This window comes from Paraburkholderia sp. GAS32 (assembly GCF_050434225.1).
Classification (GTDB): Bacteria; Pseudomonadota; Gammaproteobacteria; order Burkholderiales; family Burkholderiaceae; genus Paraburkholderia; species Paraburkholderia madseniana.
This window is the reverse complement of the sequence record NZ_JBNPVS010000064.1, coordinates 18,126-41,520: the sequence shown is the minus strand read 5'-3', so window position 1 is coordinate 41,520 and position 23,395 is coordinate 18,126. Positions and strand designations below refer to the sequence as shown.

Annotated in this window: 24 protein-coding genes; 13 read left to right on the top strand and 11 right to left on the bottom strand. The window is 58.2% G+C overall.

Annotated elements, in window-relative coordinates; translation table 11 throughout:
- Positions 1–290: 290 nt before the first annotated feature.
- From P3T25_RS43645 to P3T25_RS43635, 3 genes are all read left to right on the top strand, one after another.
- Positions 291–497 (top strand): hypothetical protein, encoded by a 207-nt coding sequence (locus P3T25_RS43645; protein WP_154563493.1) that lies wholly within the window; start codon positions 291–293, stop codon positions 495–497.
- A gap of 179 nt (positions 498–676) precedes the next feature.
- Positions 677–994, top strand: a complete 318-nt coding sequence (locus P3T25_RS43640) for a DUF1488 domain-containing protein (protein ID WP_168435826.1) — start codon at positions 677–679, stop codon at positions 992–994.
- A gap of 59 nt (positions 995–1,053) precedes the next feature.
- Positions 1,054–1,281 carry a hypothetical protein gene (locus P3T25_RS43635; RefSeq protein ID WP_154563496.1) on the top strand — a complete coding sequence of 76 codons (228 nt, stop codon included), beginning with the start codon at positions 1,054–1,056 and terminating at the stop codon, positions 1,279–1,281.
- Positions 1,282–1,369: 88 nt separating this feature from the next.
- Here the strand turns inward: P3T25_RS43635 and P3T25_RS43630 are convergent, their stop codons facing one another.
- Positions 1,370–2,704, bottom strand: a complete 1,335-nt coding sequence (locus P3T25_RS43630; RefSeq protein ID WP_154563499.1) for a tryptophan leader peptide — start codon at positions 2,702–2,704, stop codon at positions 1,370–1,372.
- 337 nt (positions 2,705–3,041) lie between these two features.
- Between P3T25_RS43630 and P3T25_RS43625 the strand changes: the two genes are divergently transcribed.
- Both P3T25_RS43625 and P3T25_RS43620 read left to right on the top strand, forming a co-directional pair.
- Complete coding sequence (locus tag P3T25_RS43625) at positions 3,042–3,419, top strand: hypothetical protein (protein ID WP_154563502.1); 378 nt, start codon at positions 3,042–3,044, stop codon at positions 3,417–3,419.
- 192 nt (positions 3,420–3,611) lie between these two features.
- Positions 3,612–3,875, top strand: coding sequence for an XRE family transcriptional regulator (locus P3T25_RS43620; protein ID WP_154563505.1), 264 nt, complete (start codon positions 3,612–3,614; stop codon positions 3,873–3,875).
- Between the two features lie 57 nt (positions 3,876–3,932).
- Here P3T25_RS43620 and hfq read toward each other — a convergent pair whose 3' ends face one another.
- The 3 genes from hfq to P3T25_RS43605 all read right to left on the bottom strand — a co-directional run bounded on the left by hfq (position 3,933) and on the right by P3T25_RS43605 (position 5,214).
- Positions 3,933–4,181 carry an RNA chaperone Hfq gene (hfq, locus tag P3T25_RS43615; protein ID WP_233464975.1) on the bottom strand — a complete coding sequence of 83 codons (249 nt, stop codon included), beginning with the start codon at positions 4,179–4,181 and terminating at the stop codon, positions 3,933–3,935.
- 481 nt (positions 4,182–4,662) lie between these two features.
- Complete coding sequence (locus tag P3T25_RS43610) at positions 4,663–4,899, bottom strand: hypothetical protein (RefSeq protein WP_154563508.1); 237 nt, start codon at positions 4,897–4,899, stop codon at positions 4,663–4,665.
- Between the two features lie 174 nt (positions 4,900–5,073).
- Positions 5,074–5,214 carry a hypothetical protein gene (locus P3T25_RS43605; protein ID WP_166618241.1) on the bottom strand — a complete coding sequence of 47 codons (141 nt, stop codon included), beginning with the start codon at positions 5,212–5,214 and terminating at the stop codon, positions 5,074–5,076.
- 663 nt (positions 5,215–5,877) lie between these two features.
- Here P3T25_RS43605 and P3T25_RS43600 point away from each other — a divergent pair.
- Positions 5,878–6,864, top strand: coding sequence for a CHAD domain-containing protein (locus P3T25_RS43600; RefSeq protein WP_429363578.1), 987 nt, complete (start codon positions 5,878–5,880; stop codon positions 6,862–6,864).
- Positions 6,865–6,902: 38 nt separating this feature from the next.
- Here the strand turns inward: P3T25_RS43600 and P3T25_RS43595 are convergent, their stop codons facing one another.
- The gene (locus P3T25_RS43595; protein ID WP_429363576.1) at positions 6,903–7,127 is read right to left on the bottom strand and encodes a hypothetical protein; all 225 of its coding nucleotides are present in this window, start codon (positions 7,125–7,127) and stop codon (positions 6,903–6,905) included.
- Between the two features lie 166 nt (positions 7,128–7,293).
- Positions 7,294–7,491: a DUF3562 domain-containing protein gene (locus P3T25_RS43590; RefSeq protein ID WP_429363574.1), complete on the bottom strand. Its 198-nt coding sequence runs from the start codon at positions 7,489–7,491 to the stop codon at positions 7,294–7,296.
- Positions 7,492–8,274: 783 nt separating this feature from the next.
- On the opposite strand from P3T25_RS43590, the gene P3T25_RS43585 reads away from it, so the two are divergent.
- The 4 genes from P3T25_RS43585 to P3T25_RS43570 all read left to right on the top strand — a co-directional run bounded on the left by P3T25_RS43585 (position 8,275) and on the right by P3T25_RS43570 (position 10,846).
- A complete protein-coding gene (locus P3T25_RS43585) occupies positions 8,275–8,550 on the top strand; it encodes a metal/formaldehyde-sensitive transcriptional repressor (protein ID WP_207003354.1) in 276 nt (91 codons plus the stop codon).
- 8 nt (positions 8,551–8,558) lie between these two features.
- Entirely contained in the window at positions 8,559–9,836 is a 1,278-nt protein-coding gene (dmeF, locus tag P3T25_RS43580; RefSeq protein ID WP_429363571.1) for a CDF family Co(II)/Ni(II) efflux transporter DmeF, read from the top strand.
- 2 nt (positions 9,837–9,838) lie between these two features.
- Positions 9,839–10,087, top strand: coding sequence for a DUF1289 domain-containing protein (locus P3T25_RS43575; protein ID WP_429363569.1), 249 nt, complete (start codon positions 9,839–9,841; stop codon positions 10,085–10,087).
- Positions 10,088–10,150: 63 nt separating this feature from the next.
- Positions 10,151–10,846, top strand: a complete 696-nt coding sequence (locus P3T25_RS43570) for a VIT1/CCC1 transporter family protein (RefSeq protein ID WP_429363598.1) — start codon at positions 10,151–10,153, stop codon at positions 10,844–10,846.
- A gap of 212 nt (positions 10,847–11,058) precedes the next feature.
- Here P3T25_RS43570 and P3T25_RS43565 read toward each other — a convergent pair whose 3' ends face one another.
- The 5 genes from P3T25_RS43565 to P3T25_RS43545 form a co-directional block, all read right to left on the bottom strand.
- Positions 11,059–11,820, bottom strand: a complete 762-nt coding sequence (locus tag P3T25_RS43565; protein ID WP_429363567.1) for a phosphatase PAP2 family protein — start codon at positions 11,818–11,820, stop codon at positions 11,059–11,061.
- On the bottom strand, positions 11,817–13,025 hold the full coding sequence (locus tag P3T25_RS43560) for an MFS transporter (RefSeq protein ID WP_429363565.1): 1,209 nt from the start codon (positions 13,023–13,025) through the stop codon (positions 11,817–11,819). Before P3T25_RS43560 ends, P3T25_RS43565 begins: the two co-directional genes overlap by 4 nt.
- A 111-nt stretch (positions 13,026–13,136) precedes the next feature.
- On the bottom strand, positions 13,137–16,172 hold the full coding sequence (locus tag P3T25_RS43555) for an efflux RND transporter permease subunit (RefSeq protein WP_429363563.1): 3,036 nt from the start codon (positions 16,170–16,172) through the stop codon (positions 13,137–13,139).
- Between the two features lie 21 nt (positions 16,173–16,193).
- Positions 16,194–17,231: an efflux RND transporter periplasmic adaptor subunit gene (locus P3T25_RS43550; protein WP_429363561.1), complete on the bottom strand. Its 1,038-nt coding sequence runs from the start codon at positions 17,229–17,231 to the stop codon at positions 16,194–16,196.
- A gap of 7 nt (positions 17,232–17,238) precedes the next feature.
- Positions 17,239–18,399 carry a TolC family protein gene (locus P3T25_RS43545; protein WP_429363559.1) on the bottom strand — a complete coding sequence of 387 codons (1,161 nt, stop codon included), beginning with the start codon at positions 18,397–18,399 and terminating at the stop codon, positions 17,239–17,241.
- 292 nt (positions 18,400–18,691) lie between these two features.
- On the opposite strand from P3T25_RS43545, the gene P3T25_RS43540 reads away from it, so the two are divergent.
- Genes P3T25_RS43540 through P3T25_RS43530 form a run of 3 tightly spaced genes read left to right on the top strand, consistent with a single transcriptional unit; the run spans position 18,692 to position 23,286 of the window.
- A complete protein-coding gene (locus tag P3T25_RS43540) occupies positions 18,692–19,366 on the top strand; it encodes a response regulator (protein WP_429363557.1) in 675 nt (224 codons plus the stop codon).
- Complete coding sequence (locus P3T25_RS43535; protein ID WP_429363555.1) at positions 19,330–20,730, top strand: ATP-binding protein; 1,401 nt, start codon at positions 19,330–19,332, stop codon at positions 20,728–20,730. The genes P3T25_RS43540 and P3T25_RS43535 overlap by 37 nt, the downstream gene beginning before the upstream one ends.
- Positions 20,731–20,784: 54 nt before the next feature.
- On the top strand, positions 20,785–23,286 hold the full coding sequence (locus P3T25_RS43530; RefSeq protein ID WP_429363553.1) for an HAD-IC family P-type ATPase: 2,502 nt from the start codon (positions 20,785–20,787) through the stop codon (positions 23,284–23,286).
- Positions 23,287–23,395: the final 109 nt, after the last annotated feature.

Below are 23,395 nucleotides of genomic sequence, written 5' to 3'. Positions count from 1 at the left end.
GGGAACAATCCAGGCTGGCCAACTAAGGCCAAACAACTGTGTGGTGCAGCGCACCAACAATCGTCGTCCAGAGCCGCCGAACATGCGCTTATGGGCTACTCTTCTTTTTGTTGCTATCTTGCTGAAGCATACGCTGTTGCTTGCTTTTGGCGCTATGGTTAAAGTGGTTGTTGAAGCTCTCGATGCGGCGCGGGAAAATGGCGTCGAACATCGAGGCACCGGTTCCTGGTCGGCATTTTCGCTGTATCTGGCGAATGGGTTGCGAAAGTACCGGTGTACGGGAGCAGCAGATGAAAGACGTAAAGGCGCAGTCACTGCGATACCAAGTGGAAAAATGGCTCACCCCTACCACGCCAGTGCACGTGACCGCGTTCGGTCGTACCCGCTCAGGCAGAGCCCGCTACGTGTGCGTGGAGACTTGGCTACCGACGGGTTCGCACGCGTTGTTCTTCTTCCAGCACGACGACGGTTACTGGAACGTGTTTCCACCGAATTAGCGTCGTGAAACGCTGCGCGAGCGTCGGGGCGCCAGCCGTGGCTGTCGCGCGCGTGAGCACGTTTCGTTTAAATATAAGACAAATGACGCGCGACGCCTTTCATCGCTTTAGGTTGAGATTTTTATCGGGTCTCCAGTACGAGATAGGTAGCACACCAATCAATTTGACGAGTCTTGACCGTGGACGCCATTGAACTTGCGCCGAGCGTGGCACCCGACAGCACAAGCGTGATTTTTATGCTCTCGATTCAAGGACGTGAAGTCGAGTGTTCCGCCTCACGTGAGGCGCTTGAACAGCACTTCTGGGTGCAACCGGGAGCCAGCGATACACGCATTCTCACGGCGTTCACAGATGGCCGCAAACGCATCATGGCCGTCGCAGAAAGGAAGATACTTGCGCACTCCGGCGAACGGATTGTGTTGACCGCCGCTGATTTCGGGGGGGCGGATGTAGCGCGCCGTAGCGGCCGGGCTGCGTGCGTGCAGAAAACGAATTAAACACGGGGATGTCCAATCGGCCAGGAGATTGCGGCGGAAGCCGAATTGCTGACAGAGACATGACGACACGAAACACGCTCTCGCTGGAAGCCATTGCGCTCGAGCGCATTGCCGTCGCGGCGCGCGAAGTGCAGGCCGCGTCTGCTGTACTAGAAAAGCGCTTCGGCGGCGCCCCACGCGCGCAGCCATCGACGCTGGAGCTCGCGAGGTTCGCTGCGGCGATGCAGGAACTGCTCAGCGCGCGCGAAGAATTCGACCGCCTCATGGCCAACTCGCCGCCTCAGTAACGCGCCGGCAATGGCGAAGGCCGTCGGGCTTGTTGATGTGTGACCCGAATGCCATGCACACTGTAGGTGTATGGTGGCTGCGGATTGCTCAGGAATAGTCTCCGTCGAGGATGCGCAATTTTTCGTCAATGTCGGGAAGGGCATGGCTCCCCGTGCGGACTTCTGCCACCAGCCTGTGTGCATACGAGCGGCAGTTTTCGAGCGTGCTGTGCAGTTGTGGCTCGGTCTGTAGTGCGGCAACCGCTCTTTCAATTTCTGTCGGCGAGTCACTCAAAAGCGCTGCGACGACTTCTTGCGGCGGTATCGGCGAAGCGTGACTGCGTAGCTGGCGCATCCAGTCGGTTGCAAATAGTGCAGCATGGCGTTCCCGCTGAACGGTCTCGGCTTTCTCGAGTGCGGCGAGATGGCGGGCATTGTTGTGAAGCGCCGAGCGCCAGACGTCCATGACCTTGCCCCGCAGTTCTGCGATTGCGCCTCCGAGCGACTCGTTTTCGCCCCCCGCCATCAGACGATGGTCTTCCAGCTTGTCCAACCGCTCTCTCAGCCCGTTCAGAAGTGGGTGCCAGTCGGCGGCCAACTCTGTGAGTCCGTAAAACTCCCGGGCGAGTTCAGCGAGTTCGTTGCGAATATTAGCCAGCGCCTCATAATCCGCGACACGCGCTGCATAGACGTCGCTTGAGGTGACAACCTGGCGATGTAGGGGAAACAGGGGATTGTTATAGCGCCGCTGCAGATGCCGCTCCATGGCACCCTGCGCCGCGCTCCATTTCCACCGTGGCAGGGTGCGGGCGTCAAAGCCCTGGATAGCCTGTACCATCGGTTTGAAAAGCGGCAGTGCTTCCTCAGTGGCACTGCGAAGGCAACCCGCCAGCTTGATGTCGTTGCCCTCGAAGTCGACACCCGAGCGACCATGGTAAGGCGAGTCAGGGGACTGAAGCAGGAAGCCTGTTGCCAGAAAAAACTCCATTGGCAGCGTCACCATCTGGCCACTTTGTACGAAGCTGCGTTGTTCAATCGGAGTCGCGTCGAATGACTGGATAAGGCGATTTTCCAGTTCAATCAGATTGTCGAGAACGTCACCCGTGGCCGGCTGAGCCTCGTCCGCGAGCAGGCAAAACGTGTCGCGAGCCATTCTCGCGGCGACCACCCCATGCTTTTCTGCAAAGACCCAGAACCAGAGGGCGAGCAGATAGCCTTTCGTCGCACTCTGCGCGACGTTCTCAACGTTGGGCGCGAACACCATATCAGGTGCGTGCCAGTTCGAAAAAGGCGGCGTGTCTGCTTGCATCAGCATACCAAGCAGATGCCGCAACGCCTCATAGGTGTCGGTTGGCCGTTCGGACGCACCGGGAGCAGGCGAGCTTGTCTTGTTCCAGAACTTCCAGTCCACGATTTCCTCAACGGTCGATTTCAGGCCATTCATGCCGTAGTCGGCACACTAGATTTCGTTCTCGTAGTAGACGATGACCGTACCGCTCATGACGCGATACCGGCCTCGATAGCGTGAATCATTCAGTTCGATTTCAATTTCTCTGGTTGTTTCATAGCCTGCGTCCATCGACTACTGCCCTGCGGTAACTCTGAGTCAACGAACTTACCTAGCCACTTTGGTCGAGTCAACGTGGAAAAAGAAAGAAAGTATTACCTGTCTCGAGTGCGACTTACTCAGCGTTGGGCTGCGCGATGGTGCTCTCCGAGCGCCGGCAGATATAGGAACTGCAAAAGACAGAAATTACAGGACGTGACGGTTGAGATGTCAGTTGAATCGGCCTACTGCCGGGGCACTTTGTGAAGAAGCGCTTTTTCTCGCGGCGACCCACTGGATTCTTCTGCGCCCTTCATTGCGTTGGCGCTGTCGCCCGGCGGTCATCATCGCGATGTGTGACGAAGTCGCGGAACAGCACGTCCCTCTGTTTCCAGGAGAGTCCGTGTTCTGCCAGTGGAACTTCCTCGACCCGCTGGCGACAAAAGCGGGTGATGACAATCGGGAGTGGACCTTCGAGCAAGTGTTCCGAAATACTCTTCGTCGGGTGAGCGTCTTTATTGCGCTGCTACTTCACTCGAGAAAAGCGGCTACGCGACTGCTAGTCGTGAACGCGATAGCTGAAACTGCATCCGTGTCGATTGCCATCGACTGAACGTCGGCTTATCGCGACGCGGGGACGACGTGCAGCAAGGGGCGTTTCGATGCACTGAAGCTTACGCGAACGACACGCCTGTCCGGGCGCTAGCGCTCGACCGCAAGCATCAGCTTTGGCGCCGCGTCATACATTCGTAGCGTGAAACACATAGGTTTGGTCGGCATGAAGTCACATGGAGCATTGCACGCCATGAATCGTCGTATGAATTTAGATGCACATCTGGAGAGCACTCGCAAAAACAACAGTTCAAGGCGGGCCTTCGCCGCACGCCTGGACATGACCATCAAGCGCGCAAAGGTTACTTCCAGTCGGGTGGCCAGGTCTCTCGGCGTACCGGAAGATGACGTGACCCTTTGGCGCGCCGGAGTTACCGTTCCGAAGAGCACGGATTGCGAGCGCCTGTCTGAACTTCTCGACGTGGATGTCGCCTGGCTATGCGCAGGTCAGGCGTAGGCAACAGCGTGTCATGGCAGTTTTCGTCGGACGCGACCTCGCAAGTGGTTCGACTTGTCACCACTCGACGGCACCTCGGTCGGCTCGCGGTGCCGGGCTCTTGCCATTGACCGGCATCACGGTGGAAATCGCATGTTTGAAAACAAGTTGCACGCCTGGACCAGACTCCAGCAGAACTGCAAACTGGTCAAAGCCGGCCAGTTGACCACTCAGTCTGATGCCGTTCACGAGGAATACGTTTACGGTGGTCTTGTCCTTTACGAGCGTCTGCAGAAAGTCGTCTTGTACGCACGGGTGTGTAGTCACGTTCTGAGGTCAATGCGATAGGTCCGTCCATTGTACCGGCGACACCTGAAGCCGCCAGTCAGTCCAGAGGAAGTGTGTTACTGCGACTCGAGGGCATCGAGGCGCGCTTCCGCTATCTCGCCCGTGTGTTGGCAGTGGTACGCATCCTTCGAGCGGTTGGTTGAATGCATTGTCAGACCTGCGGTTTACCCATAGCGTGCGGCGATGCGGTGAAGCAATCGTTGCAGTCGTTCCTGCTGGATTCGCGTGAGCCCTGGCGTCGCGCATGCCTGAAGAATTCGACCCTGCCAGTAGGCTTTAGGGAATAACGAATGGCTTCCTTCCGAACTTAGGACCCGCTCGAGATGGGTGATTACGATATCGACGTCTTGGAGCGTGTAGGGACTCGTACCCTTTCGGCTTCTATCAGGCGACTTCACTGCATGCTCTCCGATTGTGGCTGCCTTTTCTGTCCGACGTCCGTGTACGGCTAGGCACCAAATCAACCAGCGCCCAGCACCCGCAGTACGGCATTTCCTTCGTTTGTAATCGCGAACCTGGCTGTGCCTTGTCCAGAGTCAACCAGTTTGGCGAAGCCGGCATCGCGAAGTGCCATTACGTCCGGCGTCGCCGCCATCGCATCGCAAGGTGCTTGAAGGAGCACCAGGAGCGTCGCCAGTTCATGTGCACTCAAACACTGGACTGCTTCGGGTGCATCGTTGCGTTCAATAATCTTCATGGCCAACCTCCTGTTTGGCGCAGATGCTTTGCACGTTGTATGTCAATTGCCCGCATGCATGTCGTCGTCGTTGCGATGACGACGCGGACGTCAAGATGTATTCAGCACTCGCTGTCTGCCAGTTGCACTAGCTCGTACTTGACATTCTTGCGTGTGCCGAATCATCGCTGAAAACTATGAGACGAGAGTTTTGAGGCGCTGCCAGAATGCGGCGAATCTGTGCGGTTCGCGGGTTTGCAGTGCGAGCATGGCGTCGTAGTGGACGCGCGATTCCTGGACGTGGGGCAGTTGCGACACGAGGAGACCGAAGTTCATGATATTTCTCCGAGCGTTTGGTTTAATGTGATTCGCGGAAAGCCAGCAGACTCGGAGCTTGGGCGCATCATGCGCGGCGACGAACGTCTACTCGCTTCCCTTAGGCAAAGGTAAAAGTGAGCGGCATATGGGGTAACTGTCACAGTCCGGCATGGCGACTCCTTATCGGCGTCGGGAACGCATGTGTTTATCCATGTGCCCGACCGCACCAATGAATTAAAAATGCGCGAGCGAACGCAGCCGCGAGTTGACGCTCGCGAATCGGTGCCAAGCGAACGCGCGCAATCGCTGCGTCCAGATGGCGCTCATCAGGGTGCACGGAGAAAGTGGCTACGGCGCGCACCATCTGCCTGCTGGCAAGACGGTGGCTGTGAAAAAGAGAGCTCGGACGTCCTGCCGGTCAGACAGTGAAGCTGTTCGAAAATCGACGACATCGATTGTCCAAAGCACCAGTCCTCTGTTTAATGTTGTAGAAATTCTAGGCGCCCTTCAAACCCTGCGGCAAGTAAAAAGGCGGTAAAGAAAGTGCTCCTATCCGTGCAGCCCCGTAGGACCGCAAACACCCAGAAGGCTAAACCGATGACTGAATTGGTTTCCGGGCGACTGCCGTTGTACGATTGAACAGGTCGAACGTATTGCTCAGCGAGCGTACGTTGTGAAAGTATGTTGAAAGTAGGTCACGGCCTTGCGCAGTTCCTTTTCCACGTTGCTGTATTCGAGGGCGTCGCAGAAATGAGCTCCCGCTATTCCGCTTCGGCGAAGGAAGAATCTGACGCCCCCGCTTCGGGCTCCGGACAGGACGGGCCTTGTGCCGATTCGATAACCGCGGCGACGTCAGCGGCTGAAGCCTTCGTGGTCCTTGCGACGTCGACCTCCGCCGAGGCCGTTCGTCGTGCCCACACACTGCGCGCCAAGGCAGACCCCGAAGTTCTGCATAAGCTTCGGGTTGCGCTGCGTCGATTGCGTTCACTCTGGTGGGCCTACGAGCCGTTACTCGACAGGAAAGACGCCAGACTTCAGCGCGAGGAGTTCAAGTATCTGGCCTATGCCGCGGGTAGAACCCGCGACTGGGACGTGCTCCGCGACATTCTGACGGGCGACCAGCTAGCGCGGCTGTCATTGGGGCCACTTCTTCATGCAGTGGGCGAGCATCGCGCCGACGCCCTGTCATTCAGCCGCAGGACGATTCGTAGCGCTGGCGTTGAGGAGATATTGCAACGGGCAATGACCGGCGCCCGACAGCAACTGGATTCACACGTTGCGAGTCTGACGCTTGCAGAGTTTGCTCAAGAGCGTGTTGAACTGGCTGAGAAGGCGCTGAAGAAGCGGGTCAAGCGCGCAATTCAGCCTGAACATCCCGGCTACGCGGCGCTGCACGAGGTGCGAATTGCAGGGAAGAAGCTTCGATATTTGCTGGAGCTCTTTTCGCCAGCGCTCGACGGTAGCCATCAGGCAAACCTCGAACTGCTGACTGCGGTGCAGGACGAACTTGGTAAACTCAATGACCTGGTCGTCAGTGAAACGTTGCTGCGACAGTATTCGTTCCAGCTGGGCGACCCGAATGTTGTCAAGGAGGCAGTGGTATTTCTTGGCGCTCAGAAAAAACGGCACATGCGCGCCGCTCACAAAATGCTGCGCAACGTGTGGTGACCCGCTCGCCGTCGTGCTCTGCGCTATCTACAGGCCGGCTAGTCTCCGCCCGATTTTCTCTTCTTCGCTTCGAGTCGGCGCAATAGGTCGGTTAGCAGCCACTTCGCAACGACTTCGGGCCCATTTATGCCGTAGTCTGCAAACTTGATGTCATTCTCGTAGTAGACGATGACAGTGCCACTCATGACGCGATATCGGCCACGATAGCGCGAGCCATTCAGTTCGATTTCAATTTCTCTGGTCGTTTCATAGCTGTCGGCCATCAATCACTGCTCTGCGGTATCTCTGATTTAACAAAAGGTACCGAACCGGATTGTCTTCGTCAACGACAGGCAAACCCGGGAATGCCGGGACCCTGAATAGCCCTTCCAGTACGCGATATCGCCGCTGGGTATCGTGAGGCGATTTGTTGACCTTTGCGGCGGTCGCCTAGTGTCGGTCTTGCGGAGCGCCGCGCAGATTTTCACGAACGCGTTTGGAGACCAGGACGGTCAGGTAATCCAGGATTCGCGCACCGTCGCTATATTCGGCCCATGTGTCTGCATACATCTTCGATACTGTCTCGGTGGACGTATTGGTGTCAGAGGCAATCGACTTGACGACATCTTCAACGTTGGGGTGGGCCATGTTGCTCTCCTGGCGTTGAACGAGATGGGAACGGCGATTGCGGACGGCTCGATTAGACGCTGTTGTCGACTCATATGCAAATTGAATCGACCTATCGCGCTGGCGCGCGTCAGTCTTCTGTTTGTCTGCACTGGTTCGTATGCGTTGGCCGTGGTGTGCTTACTCCACAGCTCTGTGCACGACATGCTTCACCCGTTAAATGCATGCGCCGAGCGCGCACTGCACAATTCCAATCGTTTCAGCGACTTGGCCGGCTTGCTCGCGAATTGTCCACAGCCTTGCAAACAGATTGTGTGGACAACTCGACGACCTTGCGCGCAGGGTGGCACCGCACTTGCCGGTGAACGCGGCTCTGAGACTGCAGTCCCGGGGCGATGCTTTCGCGAAGCCACTAGGCGCGCAATCTCGCCTCCGCGAGCGTGGTCGATGGTCTCTGGGACGCCTTCGAAGGTGATACTGCAAAGTTGATGGGAGCGGGCGCCCGACACCAAGCGTGCGCTCCGTCCTAACTCTCCATAGTGCGACCCAGCATCGTGGTCATCCGCGAAGACTCCAGATAGTACGCGAGACAACACAGACGGCCACCACTCGGGGAGCCTCGTCACAACCAATGGTTGCGTAGGTTGGTGCGCGCTCCCTAGGGACCGGAAAGAAGGCTACTCACTGAAATCCAACGCTGAGCGTCTTCCCTAATTTCTTTCTAAAAGCTTTCGTTCACAGGAATTGATATACCCCTCTACCCTATCTGAGCTATACTCCCCCACGGTATATCGGAGGTCATCAATGAGTCACACCATTCGCGAGAAACAGAAACTGCTCAACCGCGTCCGCCGCATCAAGGGACAGGTTGAAGCCATCGAACGAGCGCTGGAAGAGGAGCGCGGATGTGTCGACGTGCTGCAACAAATCACGAGTTGCCGTGGGGCGATGAACGGCCTGCTGGCGGTCGTGCTCGAAGACCATATCCGCACCCATCTGGTGGACGCTGATACCAACGAAGAACCGGCCGGCAGTGCGACCGACCAGCTCATCGAAGTCGTCCATAGCTATTTCAAGTAGAGTCAAAAATGAGTGATTTCAAAGACGCCGCGTTCGGCGCAGGGCACGACCACATCTTTCTGGGTGCCGGTCATGAAAAGAACGAGCGCAAGACGTGGGCCGTGATTGCGCTGTGCAGCGCGATGATGCTGGTTGAAATCGTCGGCGGCAGTATGTTCGGCTCGCTCGCGCTCGTCGCCGACGGCCTGCATATGTCGACGCATGCTGGAGCAATGCTGATTGCGGCCCTCGCGTACACCTACGCGCGCAAGCACGCCACCGACTCCCGCTTCGTGTTCGGTACCGGCAAGCTCGGCGACCTCGCAGGGTTCACGAGTGCCATCGTGCTCGCAATGATTGCGCTGTTGATTGGCTACGAGGCGGTCTCGCGTTTCCTGTCGCCGGTACCCATTCACTTCGGCGAAGCGATTCCTATCGCGGTGGTGGGCCTGCTTGTTAACCTGGCAAGCGTATGGCTGCTGAGCGGCGGTGACCACGGCCATAGCCATGGTCATAGCCACGGACACGGCCATGGTCACGACGACCATGCTCATGAAGATGAGGTGCAGAAGATTTTCGCGCCGTCCGGTGTGTTTGCCGTTTCCGTCTTCGAGGATGGCGTGCCGCCCGTTTTCCGCATTACACCGACGACGGAGGGTTCGCGACTGGACGCTTCTGCGGTGTCCGCTACGACGGTGCGACCCGATGGGACGCAACAGGTATTCGCCTTGGCGGACCGTGGCGGCTATCTGGAATCGAAGGAAGACATTCCCGAGCCGCATGCTTTCAAGGTCATCGTGCGGATGCCGGACGGCGAGCACGAAGTCGAATTCGAAGAACATGAGCACGGCCACGACGTGCATGAGGCAGCGACCCGGGACCATAACATTCGGTCCGCCTACATTCACGTCATGGCTGATGCCGCGGTCTCCGTGCTGGCCATCATCGGTCTGGTGCTGGCACGCGCGTTCGGCTGGCTGTGGATGGACCCGCTGGCGGGCGTCATCGGTGCACTGGTGATTGCGAACTGGTCGTATGGCTTGATGCGTGACACCGGTGCAATCCTGCTCGACATGAGTCCCGACAGGCGCATGGCGGAGAACGTGCGTCATGCTATCGAGGACCGTGGCGACAAGGTGGTCGACCTGCATGTATGGCGGGTGGGTCCGGGACACATGAGCGCCGTGGTGTCAGTGGCAACAGGTGAACCCCAGCGAGATTCGCGCTTCTATCATGCAGTGCTCGAGCGTTTTAAGGGGCTGTCGCATGTCACCGTTGAAGTGCAGCCGTTACGAGCGGCGGCCTGACCATGGCAGTCAAGTCGCCGTGCATCGATGTGTGTGCCTTCGATGGCAAGAGCAAATTGTGCGTCGGGTGCTTTCGTACTCTCGATGAAATTCGAGGGTGGAAGAAGATGACCGACCACCGGCGTCATCAGGTGATTAACGACCGGGCGCGGCGACGGGCCAAGCTGCAGCATGAATCGTCAGGTTCGTCGGCGCCGGCAGACAATGCCATGGACTGCAAGCTCTCCGATGTCGCCATCGCAGCTGGATAATCAGGCCGCTCGCGCATCTACCGTCATGAGATAGTGCATCAACGTTTCCAGCGGGGAGGAACTATGCCTGTGCGGCATAAGGAACAGCACCGTCTCGAATCCATTAGCTGGTTGCGTGCCGCTGTGCTGGGTGCCAATGATGGCATTGTCTCGACAGCGAGCCTGGTTGCCGGCGTAGCATCGGCGCACACCGCTCACGGAAGCGTTGTGCTTACCGCTGTGGCCGGCCTGGTCGCTGGGGCGATGTCGATGGCGACAGGGGAATACGTATCAGTTTCCTCGCAGGCGGATACTGAAAAGGCGGCCTTGGTCCAGGAACAGGCAGAACTCAATGCCGACTTCTCGCGCGAGCATCGAGAATTGACTGCAATCTACGTGCGGCGTGGCCTGGATTTGCCGCTTGCCAAACAGGTTGCGGAAAAGCTGATGGCGCACGACGCACTGGGTGCTCATGCACGTGATGAGTTGGGCATTTCGGAGGTCACTTCTGCCCGACCTCTGCAAGCCGCGCTGGCTTCTGCCTGTAGCTTTGCGGTCGGCGCCGCGTTGCCGGCTATCGTTGCCGCACTCGCGCCCGAATCGGTGTTGCTTCCAACCATAGTCCTCTCTGCCTTGGTTTCGCTAGCCGCTCTAGGCGGTCTGGCCGCTACAGCGGGCGGGGCGAAAGTTGGCCCAGGTGTTATCCGCGTGGTCTTCTGGAGTGCTCTGGCAATGGGCGTGTCATCAGGCGTCGGCGCTTTGTTTGGTGCGGTAGCCTGAGCGCCGGACGCTAACCGGAGGAGATACTTCCAGGAAAACCCGACCAGGGAACCGTTGGGAAGCTCTCTACAACTGTTTATAAATCTTGCGGCCGCTACGTCCGCCTGTTAGTCCGCTCCAGCGTTCTTGCTGACATACACCAACGGAGCGCGACATGAGCACCATGCACTTGCTTTCGCCGTCTCCTGCCCCTATTAGCGTCGCTCAACAAGCTACCTCGGCGCGTAGAGAGACAGGTCGACACCGTGCTGCATGATGATGTGTACCAGTGCACTGATGACAAACGTGACGAACGACGCTACACCCAGAGAGGAAGCGTCTCTCTGGTTTTCATCGCCAAAGTGATGAAGCGCGGCCGCTATTGCTAGCCATGCCACACCGAAGCTGATTCCGGCGAGCACGTCAGAAAACCAGTGCACGCCCAGATAAAGACGTGAGAACGAAATCAGGAGAATGAACAGTGCCGTGGCAGTCGCAATACGTAGCCGTGCGGCATTGCCCCACGCGCGCGCAACGAAAAACGCCAGAAAGCCATAAGTGACGACGCTTAGCGTTGCATGATTGCTGGGAAAGGAAAACCCCTGCAAGCCCTCATACATCGATGACGGTCGCGCACGGTGCATGGCAAACTTCAGCGCTATGACGAAGGCCTGGGCAAACACGACCGCCAGAATCCAGTAAGTGGCGCTTCGCAGCCGCCTTTGCCAAACGAGCCACGCAAGGACAACGAGAATGACCGGGATGGTGACAGCAGCATCTCCCAGTTCCGAGGCGGCGACCATAAGGGAGTCGAGTAACGGGAAACGCATAGATTGCAACGCAGCGTGAATCTTGACGTCGACGGCAACAAGCGGGTCCCCACTAATGACATCCTCCAGCACGCCAAGGAAAAGCCACGTACCACCCACGGCTAGTACGCCAGCAACGAGCAGGTTGCGAATTCCGATGCGCTCAAAGAGCAAACGCCAGTTCATGTTTCACCACCAGGCGTTGTTGTCCTGGCGACGAGCACAATCAGCGTCGCGATACAGAATCCAGCTCCCGCATAAAACGTTGTGCTTGCTCCAAACCGGTCCCAGAGCTCGCCGGCGACGAGGCTTGCCACAAGCATTGCCAATCCGCTCATGAGGTTGAAGAAGCCAAACGCTGTCCCTTTCAGCTCGGGTGGTGCTGCTTTCGCAACCATGGTCGCCAGCAGACCTTGCGTGAGTCCCATATGCAGGCCCCACAGAGCGACGCCGAGCAGCACGACTGGCCAGTGACTTCCGTGCGCAAGCACGACATCCGACACAATCAGCACGACGAGACCAATGGCTAGCAGTCTGGTGTGGCTCATCGAGTCGGCTAGCTTGCCAAAGGGGTAAGCCGACGCCGAATAAACCAGGTTCATCACGACCATGACGAGTGGCACTAGCGCCACCGGTACGCCACCCTGCATGGCGCGCAGGACGAGAAACGCCTCACTGAACCGTGCGAGTGTGAATACCGCACCGACAAATACTACCCACCAGTAGGGTTTGCTCAGCTTCTTCAGGTTTCCGAGCTTCAACGGATTGACGCGCTTCGCACCTGACTGATGCGTCGGCTCCCTGACGCCAATTACAAGCAGTGCCACGGCGGCGATGCCCGGAATCACGGCCACCCAGAACACCCTGCGGAAGTCGTTTGCCCAAAGCAGCATCAGCATGACGGCCAGCAACGGACCGACGAAGGCGCCGACGGTGTCCAGCGACTGGCGGAGGCCATACGCGGCACCGCGCAGATGCGGCGGAGTGATATCCGCTACTAGCGCGTCACGCGGCGCGCCCCGCAGACCTTTCCCGACTCGGTCCGCGACGCGCGCCGTCAGGACAATTCCTGCCGTCGGCGCAAGTGCAAAAAGCGGCTTGCTGAGTGCGCCCATGCCGTAACCAATGACCGCCAGCCATTTCCGGTTGCCAAGATAGTCGCTCAGTGCACCGGAAAATATTTTCACGATGGGCGCGGTCGCTTCCGCGACACCTTCTATGAGGCCAACCATCATGGCGCTCGCCCCCAGGCTCGTCACCAGAAACATCGGTAGGAGGCTGTGGATAATCTCCGACGAGATGTCCATGAACATGCTTACGAAGCCGAGCATCCAGACGCCACGGGGAATCTGGCTGAGCGTGCGTGCGCGAGGCTTGATGTCGGTCTGCATTCTTCTCGATTCTGTAATTGTCCGGTTCGACGGCGGTATGGTCGCACGTCGGGGCAAAATCAATATGAGGCGCTACCAGTGGTATTGGGCGATGTTCCAGCCTGAACGGGTCTAGGTTACCTTCCGATGCTGCTTCTCACGCCTGTACACATAAAGCGCCGGTAACAGGTTTGTACTTAGCAGACCGCTCCAGACCAGACCGCCCAGCGTAACGATGGCGAGCCCCTGTTCAGGGGCGGCGCCTTTACCGAAACCGAGCGCGGTCGGCAGCAGGCCCAGTGAGGCTGTCAGCACAGTCAGGAGAATCGGCCGGAAGCGCACGTCAACAGCGTCGCGCACGGCTTCGACCACCGGGAGTCCTTGCGCTTCGTTTCGCTTGACCAACTGCAGCAAGACGATGCCGTGGTTCAGGCTCACCCCAATCAGGGTAAGAAACGCAATCAAACCGATGGCGTTGAGACCGACACCACTCACCACCAGCGCAATTGCTCCCCCGGAGAACGCCAACGGCATCTGCAGCAGAAGCAGACCGGGCACGAGGAGGCCATCAAATTGCAGCGTCAGGATGCCCAACATTAACGCGAGAGCCACTATGGCCGCCACACCTACATTGAGCGCGGCATGTTCGAGTTGCGGATACAGGCCACCAAACCTCACCTCGTATCCCGCCGGTAAGGGAAGCGTCGCTAGCGCTTTCTTTGACGCAGAAATTACCTGACCGAGCGGCGCAGTAGGTGTCGCCAGAATCTCCACCGCTCGCAGTCCATTCAGATGTCGTATGACGTTGGGTCCGGTGACCATGTGAACGTCTGCCACGTCTTTCAATGCGACCCACCCGCTGGTCATCACAGGAATCTGATTGAGTTGCTCAATGGACAAGTGCGTTGGGTCGGCGAGTCTCAAGAACACATCCAGGTGACCATTACCCTCCGGAACGGTAGCGACCGTTTGTCCGGCCAGCAGGATGTGCAACTGGGAAAAAAGCTGTACCGGTGTAATGCCGTGAAGCGCGAGACCGTCGGGGTTGGGCGTAATTCGAAGTTCGGTCACGGGATAGGCATCGTTGTTGAAGACATCGGAGCGGTCGGATACGCCTGAGAGCCGATGCGTGACTTCGTTCGACAGCGATTGCAACGCTTCAATCGAGTCGCCGTAGACATCGATGACAAACGGCTGCGGCAGGCCCGAAAGCGTTTCGCCCACTCGTTCAAGAGTCGGCGTTCCAATCACCGTCTGGACCGCCGGGAGCTTCGACGCATCCAGAACCTGTTTGCCGATTTTGTCGAGACTGCTCGCGTTCACATCTGGCTTTAGCGCAATCTGAATCTCGCCAGCATAGGCAGGCTCGGTGTATGACGTACCCGACGCAGAGCCGACCCGAGAAAATACGTGTGCCACAGGGTCGAGGCCGAGCAATCGCTGGGTAATGCGGTCCGACGCGTCCTGGGCATCATGCAATGACGTTCCAGGGGGCAGCGTAAAACTTTCGAGCAGTACGGCCTCGTTTGGAAGCGGCAGGAAATCGACAGGAACTAGTACAAGCCCAGCCACCGAGACCACGAAAATGGCGACGCAAGACCATAGCGAGACTCGCGGACGCCGCAGGGCAAAGTCGAACAGACGCAAGTTGTGCCTCTTGAGCCACGCGACCGCGCGCGAACCCGAAGTGGAGCGCTTCTCGATATGCGGACCGATGAATCCCAGCACGAGCGGAATCAGACTGAGCGAGATGAATAGTGATGCAATGAGACTCACCGTCATCGCAACAGAGAACGGGACGAAGAAAAGTCCGGCGAGTCCTCCCACAAACACAAGCGGCAGGAATACCGCGACGGTCGTCATCGTTCCTGAAATGTCGGGACCGGCTATGTCGCGCAAGCCACGTGCAACACCTTCCCAGCGACCGTCACCAGCCTCCCAGCGGTGATAAATGCTCTCGAGTACGATGATGGCGTCGTCGGCGAGCAGGCCGACGGCCACTGACAAGGCGCCGAACGTCAGCAGATTCAGCGTCTGTCCCATCAGGTACAGCCCTGCGATACCGAGCAGCAGCGACAACGGAATGCTCAGCGCGAGCGCCCATATTCCGCGACTCGCGCCAAGCATCCAGAACAGGACCCCAACCGCGAGCACGGCCCCAATGGCCAGATTCCTGGTCAAATCTGAGGCGACCACGCCGACAATGTGCCCCTGGCTGTAGATGCGCACGAAGCGTGCGCCGCCGGGCAGCTGGGGTTCGAGTTCCTGCAGAGCCTTATCAACCGCGTCGACGACAGGTAGCGTCGAGGCCCCCGGTTGCTTGAACACGACAAGCGCAATGGTTGGCCGGTTGTCGAGTTTCACCGAATGGTGAGACGGGAGCGCAGACCGTACAACATCCGCAATCGAGCCCAGCGGAACAGTAATGCCTGATGCTGCCACAGGCACGCGAGTGTAGTCGGATGGCTTTGTCGGGAGACTTCTCCCTTCCATGAACACATCCTGGTGACCCAGGTCGACGTATCCGCTCGGCACCATCGCTGTCGTCGCGTCCAGTGATGCCGCGAGAGCCAAAGCAGAGACGTTGAAACGTTGCAGCTTTGCCAGGTCGGGGCGCACCCATATGGCGTCGGCTCCTGGGCCGGCGACCGACACGCGCTGCACACCAGCGACCGCCCGGATACGTGGTGCGAGATTTGACTCGACGATACGCTGGATTTGGGACGCATCCACGCCATCAGGAATCTGGATTGCGTAGTCCGCGACCTCATTTATCGCATTGCCGGAGATTTCCGTCGTCAGATTCGTACCTTTTGGTAACGAACTGTTGATGCGTCCGATAACACCGTTGACATCCTGCAGGGCGCTTGCTGCGGAAGTCCCTTCAGAAAAGCGCGCCTCAATCTTGACGGAACCTTGTCCTATGACTGTCCTCACGTCACTCAGTGACGCGAGCGACGACAGTTCGGCTTCGACAGGTCGGGCAATCAGCCCCTCCAGGTCCAGCGTCGTCGCGCCCGGCAACTGCGCGACGACGCTTACTTGCGGCATGTTGAACTGTGGCAACACTTCCGCGTGAATGTTCAACAGCGCGTAGATGCCATACGCAATCAGCGCTGCGTAGAGCATGACCCAGAGTAGCGGCCTCTTGACGATATCGTTGAGCATTGTTCTTCTTTTAAAGCGACGTCAATCGGCTTGCTGATAACGCGTAGCAAAGTCCTGGTGAAAGAGAAGATAGGCGTCCTGCGTCACGACGTGTTCGCCCAGCACGAGACCTTGTCTGATTGATGTCCAACCGCCGTCCGATAGGCCTGGAACGACCTGGCGTCGACGGCTGCCGCTCCGGTCACGCACCAGTACCCACCATTGACCGGCGTCGAGAATGAGCGCGGCTGATGGGACAGCCACTTGCTTGTCGTCGGACATGGTAAGAGAAACGGTGCCAACCGCCCCCGGGTCAAGGGTGTAGCCTGGTCCAGCTTTGAGCCAGACTTCCACCTGACCCGGTGTGGTGAGACTGCGCGACACACGCTGAACAACCACTTGAACCATTGCATTGTTGCCCTCGGGCAGAAAAACGCCCTTCATGCCCGGCGCGACCGAGCTGGCATTGCTTCCAAACAGGTCGGCGACTACGTAAAGGCCAGTTGTAGGCGCGATGGCTGTGAGCGCCTGCCCCGCACTCACGTACTGGCCATCGGCAGCACTAACGGCCGTCACCATCCCAGCGGCCGGCGCACTAATGGTGGAGAGATTTGTATAGCCGCGGGATGCCGCCTGCGCCGCCGCAAGTTGTTGACGCGCGGTGTCGAGTTCGGCATGTGCGCGAATGACCGCATCGCGAGTACTGAGTTGTTCCTCCAGCTTCTGTTGTTCGATAGCGGCGGTTTGGGTCGCGGCCGTCACTCGAATCTGGGCCGACTTCAGGTCCGCTGCAAGGCGTGCGGTATCAGTCGATATGGTGGGACCGGTCAGCCGTACAATCACTTGTCCGGCCCGCACTTCCTCACCGGGAATCACGCGCAAGCTGGAGACGACGCCGGCAGTAGGCGCGCTCAGTACGGTATTGGATGCTGCCTGCACGCGTGCCGGTGCCGAGATGGTGGATGCAAGGCGCTTCTGGACCGCAGGCATCGTCACGACGTCCTCGGCAAACGCAGGATGGCCGGCGACGGAGCAGATGCCGATGGCTGCAATGAGGACCAGCAGGCGGACAGATGTCATGGGCGGCCTATTGAAGCGGTCGGTGGTCAATCGCGCTCACACCAATCAAGGTACAGAGTTCGACTTGCTGTTGAAGGACGGAATTGGCGAGCTTTGCTGTCGCAATGCGTTGATTCAGCTGCCGGACTTCAATGTCGGCCAGGACCGGAAAAGTGACGTCGCCATTACCATAGGCGAGACGTAACTGTTTCACTGATGCATTGAGCGCGGCTTCCGTGGACTGCGAGCTGTGAAGACTTTCAGTTAGCAAAGTCAGTTCAGAACTGATGCCGTCGACGGCCGTATATGCGTCATCGAGCCGTTGCCCGTATTCCTGATAGAGGCTCTCCCGAGTGGCCTTTTCGACCGCGATATTGCCCCGGTTGCCGTTGAACAGCGGCAGGGTCACAGAGACGGCAAGTCCCGAGGTATAGATGGCCGACGTGTCGCGGCCCCTTGTGACGCCGACATCGAGCCGCGGAAACTGTGCAAGGAGCGCTGCGCGATAGCGTTCGTCCTGTTCGTCGTACCCCGCACGCAGTGCTAGCAAATCGGGCCGACGCTGGCCAAGGTTTGAAAGCGCACGGGCGATGAGGTCCTGCGGGACCTCCGATGGCTCCGGCGGAGCCGCAAGCGTCAAATGCGAACCGGGGGGAAGGTCAAGCAGCCTGCTGAGTTCCTGCTCGGTCTTGAGATTTTCCTGTCGCAGCGTGCCTAGCTGCTGCACGTTGTCGCCGTACGCTACTTCCGCCAGCAAGGCCGCGTCTCGCGTTACGTCGGCGCGCGCGAGGGCCTTTTGCAATCGTTTGGTACCGTCCTTCTGATATGCCACAAGCTGCTCGACTTCTCTCTCGAGACGCTTGAGACTCACGTTATTGATGTAGAGCGCATAGGCGTGGTTCGCGACCTGCCATTTCGTCCATTCCAGTGCGAGCTGTTGCTTCTCACTGGCTTTGGCGGCCGCTCGCTTCTTTGCGGGTCGGTCAACCAGCGCCGACACCTCGTAGCTGAGTCCGGCCATGAACGCGGGTACAAAACCCTCGGCGCCGGGACGGTCGGTACTGAACGTCAGCGTCGGGTCTGGCAACAGACCGTCCGCATATTCTTTGGCGGTGGCGATATCGAGTTCCCGCTCAGCGCGCCGGATGTCGGGGCTTTGCTGAAGTGCCCGCTCGACCACCTGGTCCACCGTCAGCGGAGCGTCGGTAGTCGCTATGTCATAAGACCATTGCGGCGCCTCAGGAAGAGGCCTCGGTGCATACGAAGCACATCCGCTTAACAGTACAGTCAGCGCCAGCTGAGCGAACCGTGCGAGCGCATTTGCACCCCTACATCGCTGACCGGTTGCAGTAATTCGGTTTTGCAACCTACTATCGTAAGTACGATGGGTCACGGTGGGTATCCGGCGCAAAAAACGCTTCAGATACTACTTCGCGAGACTTAGGGTTGACTTAGCAAGTTGCTGCCGACCGGTGAGAAGTATGAGAATTCTGCTCGTAGAAGACGACGAAATGATTGGCGGCGCAATCGTGCAGGCGTTGAAAGATGCCGCCTACGCGGTCGACTGGGTATGCGATGCTGATTCGGCGACAGGTGCGCTGATAGGACGCGAGCACGATGTGGTGCTTCTTGACCTGAACCTGCCGAAACGTGATGGCATCGACGTACTCCTGTCCTTGAGGGCAAAAGGGAGCAAGACTCCGGTCGTTATTCTCACCGCGCGCGACAGTCTTGACGACAGAATTGCCGGGCTCGACGCAGGCGCCGACGATTACCTGGTGAAGCCGTTCGAAATCGGTGAGCTGCTCGCACGTCTTCGGGCGGTCACGCGCAGACTCGGTGACCATGGCGACACGAAAATGACGAACGGAAATCTGACGCTGGATTCAAATACACACGTTGCGGTGTATGGCGACACCGAGTGTAGCCTGACCGGCCGCGAGTTCGCACTGCTGAGCGCGCTCATGATGAAACCGGGGACTGTCCTGTCGAGAGGGGAACTTGAGCGGAAGGTGTACGCGTGGGAGGAGCAGGTCGAGAGCAATGCAGTGGAAGTAGTGATTCACGGTATCCGCAAGAAGTTGGGGGCGTCCGTCATTCGCAACGTACGAGGTGTGGGATGGTTGATAGACAAGGAAAGCAATCACGCTCCCTGACGTTGCAGCTGTCGGCCTGGATTGGCTGCGTGATTGTCGGGGTGGGTGTGATTGCCTGTGGGCTGTCGTTCGTGTTCGCCTATCAGGAGGCCAGAGAACTGCAGGACGGACAGCTGAAGGAAATAGCTGCTCTTATCGACAACGGGGCGCTGGCGTTTACTGGTTCTCGACCTTCTGTCGAGAGTTCGCAGGATGCAGACGTCAAGGTGGTCATTGACAGGCTCAATGGAGAGGCGACAGGTTTCGCGCAGGCGGCGGGACTCATCGTACCCAACACATTGACGGACGGTTTTCATGACCTGGAGGACAACGGGCAAAGGTGGCGCGTCAACATCAGAACGCTCCACAGCGGGGAACGCATAGCATTGGCTGAGCCTTCCGCGCTGCGTGACGAAATTGCGCGGGACGGTGCAATGAGAACGCTTGTCCCCATGCTCATTCTTCTACCGGGGTTGTGCGTCGTCATAGTGGTGATTGTCAGAACGAAGCTGGGTCCTCTTGCACGTCTGGCGAACGTTGTTGACGAGCAAACTGATGTATCGCTTGAACCGCTATCTGAAGACGGAATCACCAACGAAGCGTTGCCATTTGTCAGGTCGATTAACCGCCTGATTTCCCGATTACGTGAAGCAATCAGTCTCCAGCGTCGGTTTGTCGCGAGTGCTGCGCACGAACTGCGCTCACCGCTGGCGGCATTGTCGTTGCAGGCGGAAAACCTCCGCAAAACCATCACGTCACCGGATGCTCGTGAGCGACTGATGGCCTTCCAGTCCGGATTGCGCCGAACCCACAGGCTCGTGGAGCAATTGCTCACATTAGCGAGGTCCGAACAGGGGGGACTAGAACAGCCAACCAGGGTATCACTGCGCGCGGTGGCAACCGACGTCATCAACGCGACGATTGACATGGCCCGCGAAAAAGACATCGACCTCGGGTTCGAGCACTTCGAGGAAGTTGATGCCGTTGTGGATGTGTCGTCCCTCACTGTCGTGCTGAGAAACCTTGTCGACAACGCGGTGCGATACACGCCGGTCGGAGGAAGGGTAGATGTATCGGTCGTCCAGTCGGGCGACGAGGTGGTGTTTGAAGTAGCCGACTCGGGTCCGGGCATTCCGGAGGACGAACTCGCGCACGTATTGGAACCGTTCTATCGCCTGGACCACTCGGCGCAGTCGGGAAGCGGACTGGGTCTGTCTATCGTCTCTGAAATCTCCCGCCGCACAGGCGCGCGCCTGGTACTCACGAACCTGGAAGGCGGATTTCGAGCTCGCTACTTCCATCCGCTCCGTGTGACGGCGCGCGTTGCGGGACCGAACCCGCTCGCTCGTGAACCCAAGGACTCCATCGTGAATCAACCGAGGTGACTTGATTCACAGGGGTTCGGCAAGCGCTATCGCGAATGGAGGCAAACGAGCAACATGAGCGATAAAAACGAGGACCTGATGGAAACGCCTGGCCCGCGCGAAGACCGAACTGCCGGAGCAGCCTCGCCTTCGGCGCGCGTCTCTGCACCGCTGCAGGTCGAGCATCCGGGTGCCAGTGATGCAACTTCCGGCAGCGCCGGGCTGACGCAGGCGGAGGTGTCCGAACAATGTCGCGCAGGCAATGTAAATCTTGCGCCGAGGTTCACTACACGGACCGTGTCCGGAATCCTCCGTAGTAACGTTGTGACCGTATTCAATGGCATTCTGGTCGTATCGATTGTTGCGCTCCTCATCGTCCGTTCGAACAGCGACGCTGCGTTTTTGGCGGTTGTTACCTTCGCAAATATGCTGGTCGGAATTGTCAATGAGTTCCGTGCCAAATGGGCATTGGACCGCCTCGCCGTACTTCGGAATACCATCGTTACCGCGCGCCGTGACGGAAGCGACCAGAAAATTGGAAGTGGCGAGGTCGTCAAAGGCGACGTGTTACGCCTGAAACCCGGTGACCAGGTCGTGGCTGACGGCGAACTCGTGACCTCTGAGAGCATCGTCATGGATGAATCGCTTCTGACAGGTGAGGCGGAGGGCGTGGGGAAGCGGAAGGGGGACCCGCTGCTATCGGGCAGTCATTGCCTCAGCGGCTCTGGAGATTACGTGACTACGCGCGTCGGTATCCTCTCGGGTGTAAACCAGCTAACTGCCAAGGCGAAGACGTACGCCTCCCGGCTAACGCCCACGCAAAGAAGTATCAATACCGTCATAAAGGTCTTGACTGCAATCCTCGTACTGCTCGTCGTGTTGTTACTCATGTCGGCATACATCAAGCACCTTTCCGCCAAAGACACGATTCTGTCGCTGGTCACGGTGATTAAGGCACTGGTCCCGGAAGGTTTGGTGCTGGTGTCGACACTCGCGTTCGCCATGGGAGCGTTACGAGCCGCGCAAAAGCAGGTGCTGGTCCAAAAGCTCGGTGCGGTCGAATCGTTGAGCCACCTCACTGTGCTATGTATGGACAAGACAGGAACGCTTGGAACGAATCATCTGCAGTTTCATTCGTTGGTCCCGTTCTCCGGTTCGACTGATGCGGTCGGTCGGTTTTTGCAGCTTTTCGTCGGAGCCGTGGGTTCGCAGAACCAGACGACCGAGGCAATTGCTTCCGCCTATCCCGCGCTCAAGTGCAATGTGCTTGGCGAGTTGCCGTTCAGCAGTGAGACGAAGTTAAGCGCCGTACGGCTGAATGTCGATGGCAAGGAATTTTCTCTCTGGCTTGGAGCGCCTGAGGCGCTCGGGGAGAAACTTCTGACACCCTCCCAGAGAGAGCAGCTTGATACGCTTTTGCAGAAAGGCATGCGCGTGCTCGTCATAGGCCGTTCAGACGCGGCATTATCCGAGTCCTCAGGCGATATGCGCCTTTTGGGACTCGTTGTTCTCTGCGACGAGCTTCGTACCGATGTGGGCAGTGCAGTCCGTTTTTATGAGGACCGCGACGTCTGTCTGAAGGTGTTATCCGGCGACAATCCGCTGACCGTCGCAGCAGTCGCTCGCCTTGCTGGCATGACCGTTTACGGTTCGACCTTGAGCGGCCCGGAGCTGGCGGGCATGAACACTGAGGAATTCGACAAGGCAATCGACGACGGGCAGTTTTTCGGGCGACTCGTGCCGGCCCAAAAGCAGGAGATTATCAAGCGCCTGCAATCGCACGGCAGCTTCGTGGGCATGATAGGCGACGGAGTCAATGATGTGCTGGCGCTAAAACAGGCAGATATTGGTGTTGCCATGAACTCCGGAGCCGCCGCCGCTCGGGATGTCTCCGATATCGTTTTATTGAAAGACTCGTTTGCTCATTTGCCCGCCCTCTCCGAAGAGGGTGACAGAATTATTCACAACATCAAACGCATTCTGCAGCTATTCCTCACGAAGAATGTGTACAGCCTGTTCTTTGTCGGTTTCGTAGGTTTTGTTGGGCTCAGTTTCCCCCTGAGCCCCCGGCACATTACGTGGATTGACATCCTGACGATAGGCGTGCCCGCGACCCTTTTGACGCTGATGAAGCCGAGCATCGGAAAACAATCGACGAAACGCTTCGTCGGGGAGCCTTTGAAGTTCGCTATTCTCGCCGGCCTCGTTACCGCGTTTTGCTCACTCCTCGTGTACGCGAATTTCTTCCTGTTCCAGGACAGGGGTGAGCAATACGGTACTACAGCCAGCGTGTCGGTGATTGTACTTATCGGCTTGTACGTGCTTACGCTGGTGACAACCCAGGAGCGGGGAAAGGCCGGCACGGTGTTGCAGCGTCTAACCATTACTACATTTTTGGCCGCAGCCCCGCTGCTTCAGCTTGCGGCAGTTTATTGGCCACCCTTGCAGAATGCGCTCGGCATGGTCCCACTTGATGCAGACTCCTGGATTACCATCATCATCGCTTCAGTGCTCGGAATGACGACTTTGCACTACGTTCTCAAGGATGCAATTCGCAAGCGATTTGTGGGCGTCTGATGGTGGTGGTGCTTTTAAACTGGTGTGTATCGCGCTATGCGACGGACCCGTCTGCGAGACCGTCACCTTGTCGGCAGCCGGTGCGGGACACGGAGCGCTATTCCAAGAG

What these genes read in the sequence shown, in the direction of transcription:
- P3T25_RS43600 (WP_429363578.1), top strand. Translation starts at nt 5,878, where the DNA reads ATGTTGAAAGTAGGTCACGGCCTTGCGCAGTTCCTTTTCCACGTTGCT.
- P3T25_RS43585 (WP_207003354.1), top strand. Translation starts at nt 8,275, where the DNA reads ATGAGTCACACCATTCGCGAGAAACAGAAACTGCTCAACCGCGTCCGC.
- P3T25_RS43535 (WP_429363555.1), top strand. Translation starts at nt 19,330, where the DNA reads ATGGTTGATAGACAAGGAAAGCAATCACGCTCCCTGACGTTGCAGCTG.
- P3T25_RS43645 (WP_154563493.1), top strand. Translation starts at nt 291, where the DNA reads ATGAAAGACGTAAAGGCGCAGTCACTGCGATACCAAGTGGAAAAATGG.
- P3T25_RS43530 (WP_429363553.1), top strand. Translation starts at nt 20,785, where the DNA reads ATGAGCGATAAAAACGAGGACCTGATGGAAACGCCTGGCCCGCGCGAA.
- P3T25_RS43565 (WP_429363567.1), bottom strand. Translation starts at nt 11,820, where the DNA reads ATGAACTGGCGTTTGCTCTTTGAGCGCATCGGAATTCGCAACCTGCTC.
- P3T25_RS43610 (WP_154563508.1), bottom strand. Translation starts at nt 4,899, where the DNA reads ATGAAGATTATTGAACGCAACGATGCACCCGAAGCAGTCCAGTGTTTG.
- dmeF (WP_429363571.1), top strand. Translation starts at nt 8,559, where the DNA reads ATGAGTGATTTCAAAGACGCCGCGTTCGGCGCAGGGCACGACCACATC.
- P3T25_RS43540 (WP_429363557.1), top strand. Translation starts at nt 18,692, where the DNA reads ATGAGAATTCTGCTCGTAGAAGACGACGAAATGATTGGCGGCGCAATC.
- P3T25_RS43605 (WP_166618241.1), bottom strand. Translation starts at nt 5,214, where the DNA reads ATGAACTTCGGTCTCCTCGTGTCGCAACTGCCCCACGTCCAGGAATCG.
- P3T25_RS43555 (WP_429363563.1), bottom strand. Translation starts at nt 16,172, where the DNA reads ATGCTCAACGATATCGTCAAGAGGCCGCTACTCTGGGTCATGCTCTAC.
- P3T25_RS43590 (WP_429363574.1), bottom strand. Translation starts at nt 7,491, where the DNA reads ATGGCCCACCCCAACGTTGAAGATGTCGTCAAGTCGATTGCCTCTGAC.
- P3T25_RS43575 (WP_429363569.1), top strand. Translation starts at nt 9,839, where the DNA reads ATGGCAGTCAAGTCGCCGTGCATCGATGTGTGTGCCTTCGATGGCAAG.
- P3T25_RS43595 (WP_429363576.1), bottom strand. Translation starts at nt 7,127, where the DNA reads ATGGCCGACAGCTATGAAACGACCAGAGAAATTGAAATCGAACTGAAT.
- P3T25_RS43630 (WP_154563499.1), bottom strand. Translation starts at nt 2,704, where the DNA reads ATGAATGGCCTGAAATCGACCGTTGAGGAAATCGTGGACTGGAAGTTC.
- P3T25_RS43550 (WP_429363561.1), bottom strand. Translation starts at nt 17,231, where the DNA reads ATGACATCTGTCCGCCTGCTGGTCCTCATTGCAGCCATCGGCATCTGC.
- P3T25_RS43620 (WP_154563505.1), top strand. Translation starts at nt 3,612, where the DNA reads ATGAATCGTCGTATGAATTTAGATGCACATCTGGAGAGCACTCGCAAA.
- P3T25_RS43635 (WP_154563496.1), top strand. Translation starts at nt 1,054, where the DNA reads ATGACGACACGAAACACGCTCTCGCTGGAAGCCATTGCGCTCGAGCGC.
- P3T25_RS43570 (WP_429363598.1), top strand. Translation starts at nt 10,151, where the DNA reads ATGCCTGTGCGGCATAAGGAACAGCACCGTCTCGAATCCATTAGCTGG.
- P3T25_RS43560 (WP_429363565.1), bottom strand. Translation starts at nt 13,025, where the DNA reads ATGCAGACCGACATCAAGCCTCGCGCACGCACGCTCAGCCAGATTCCC.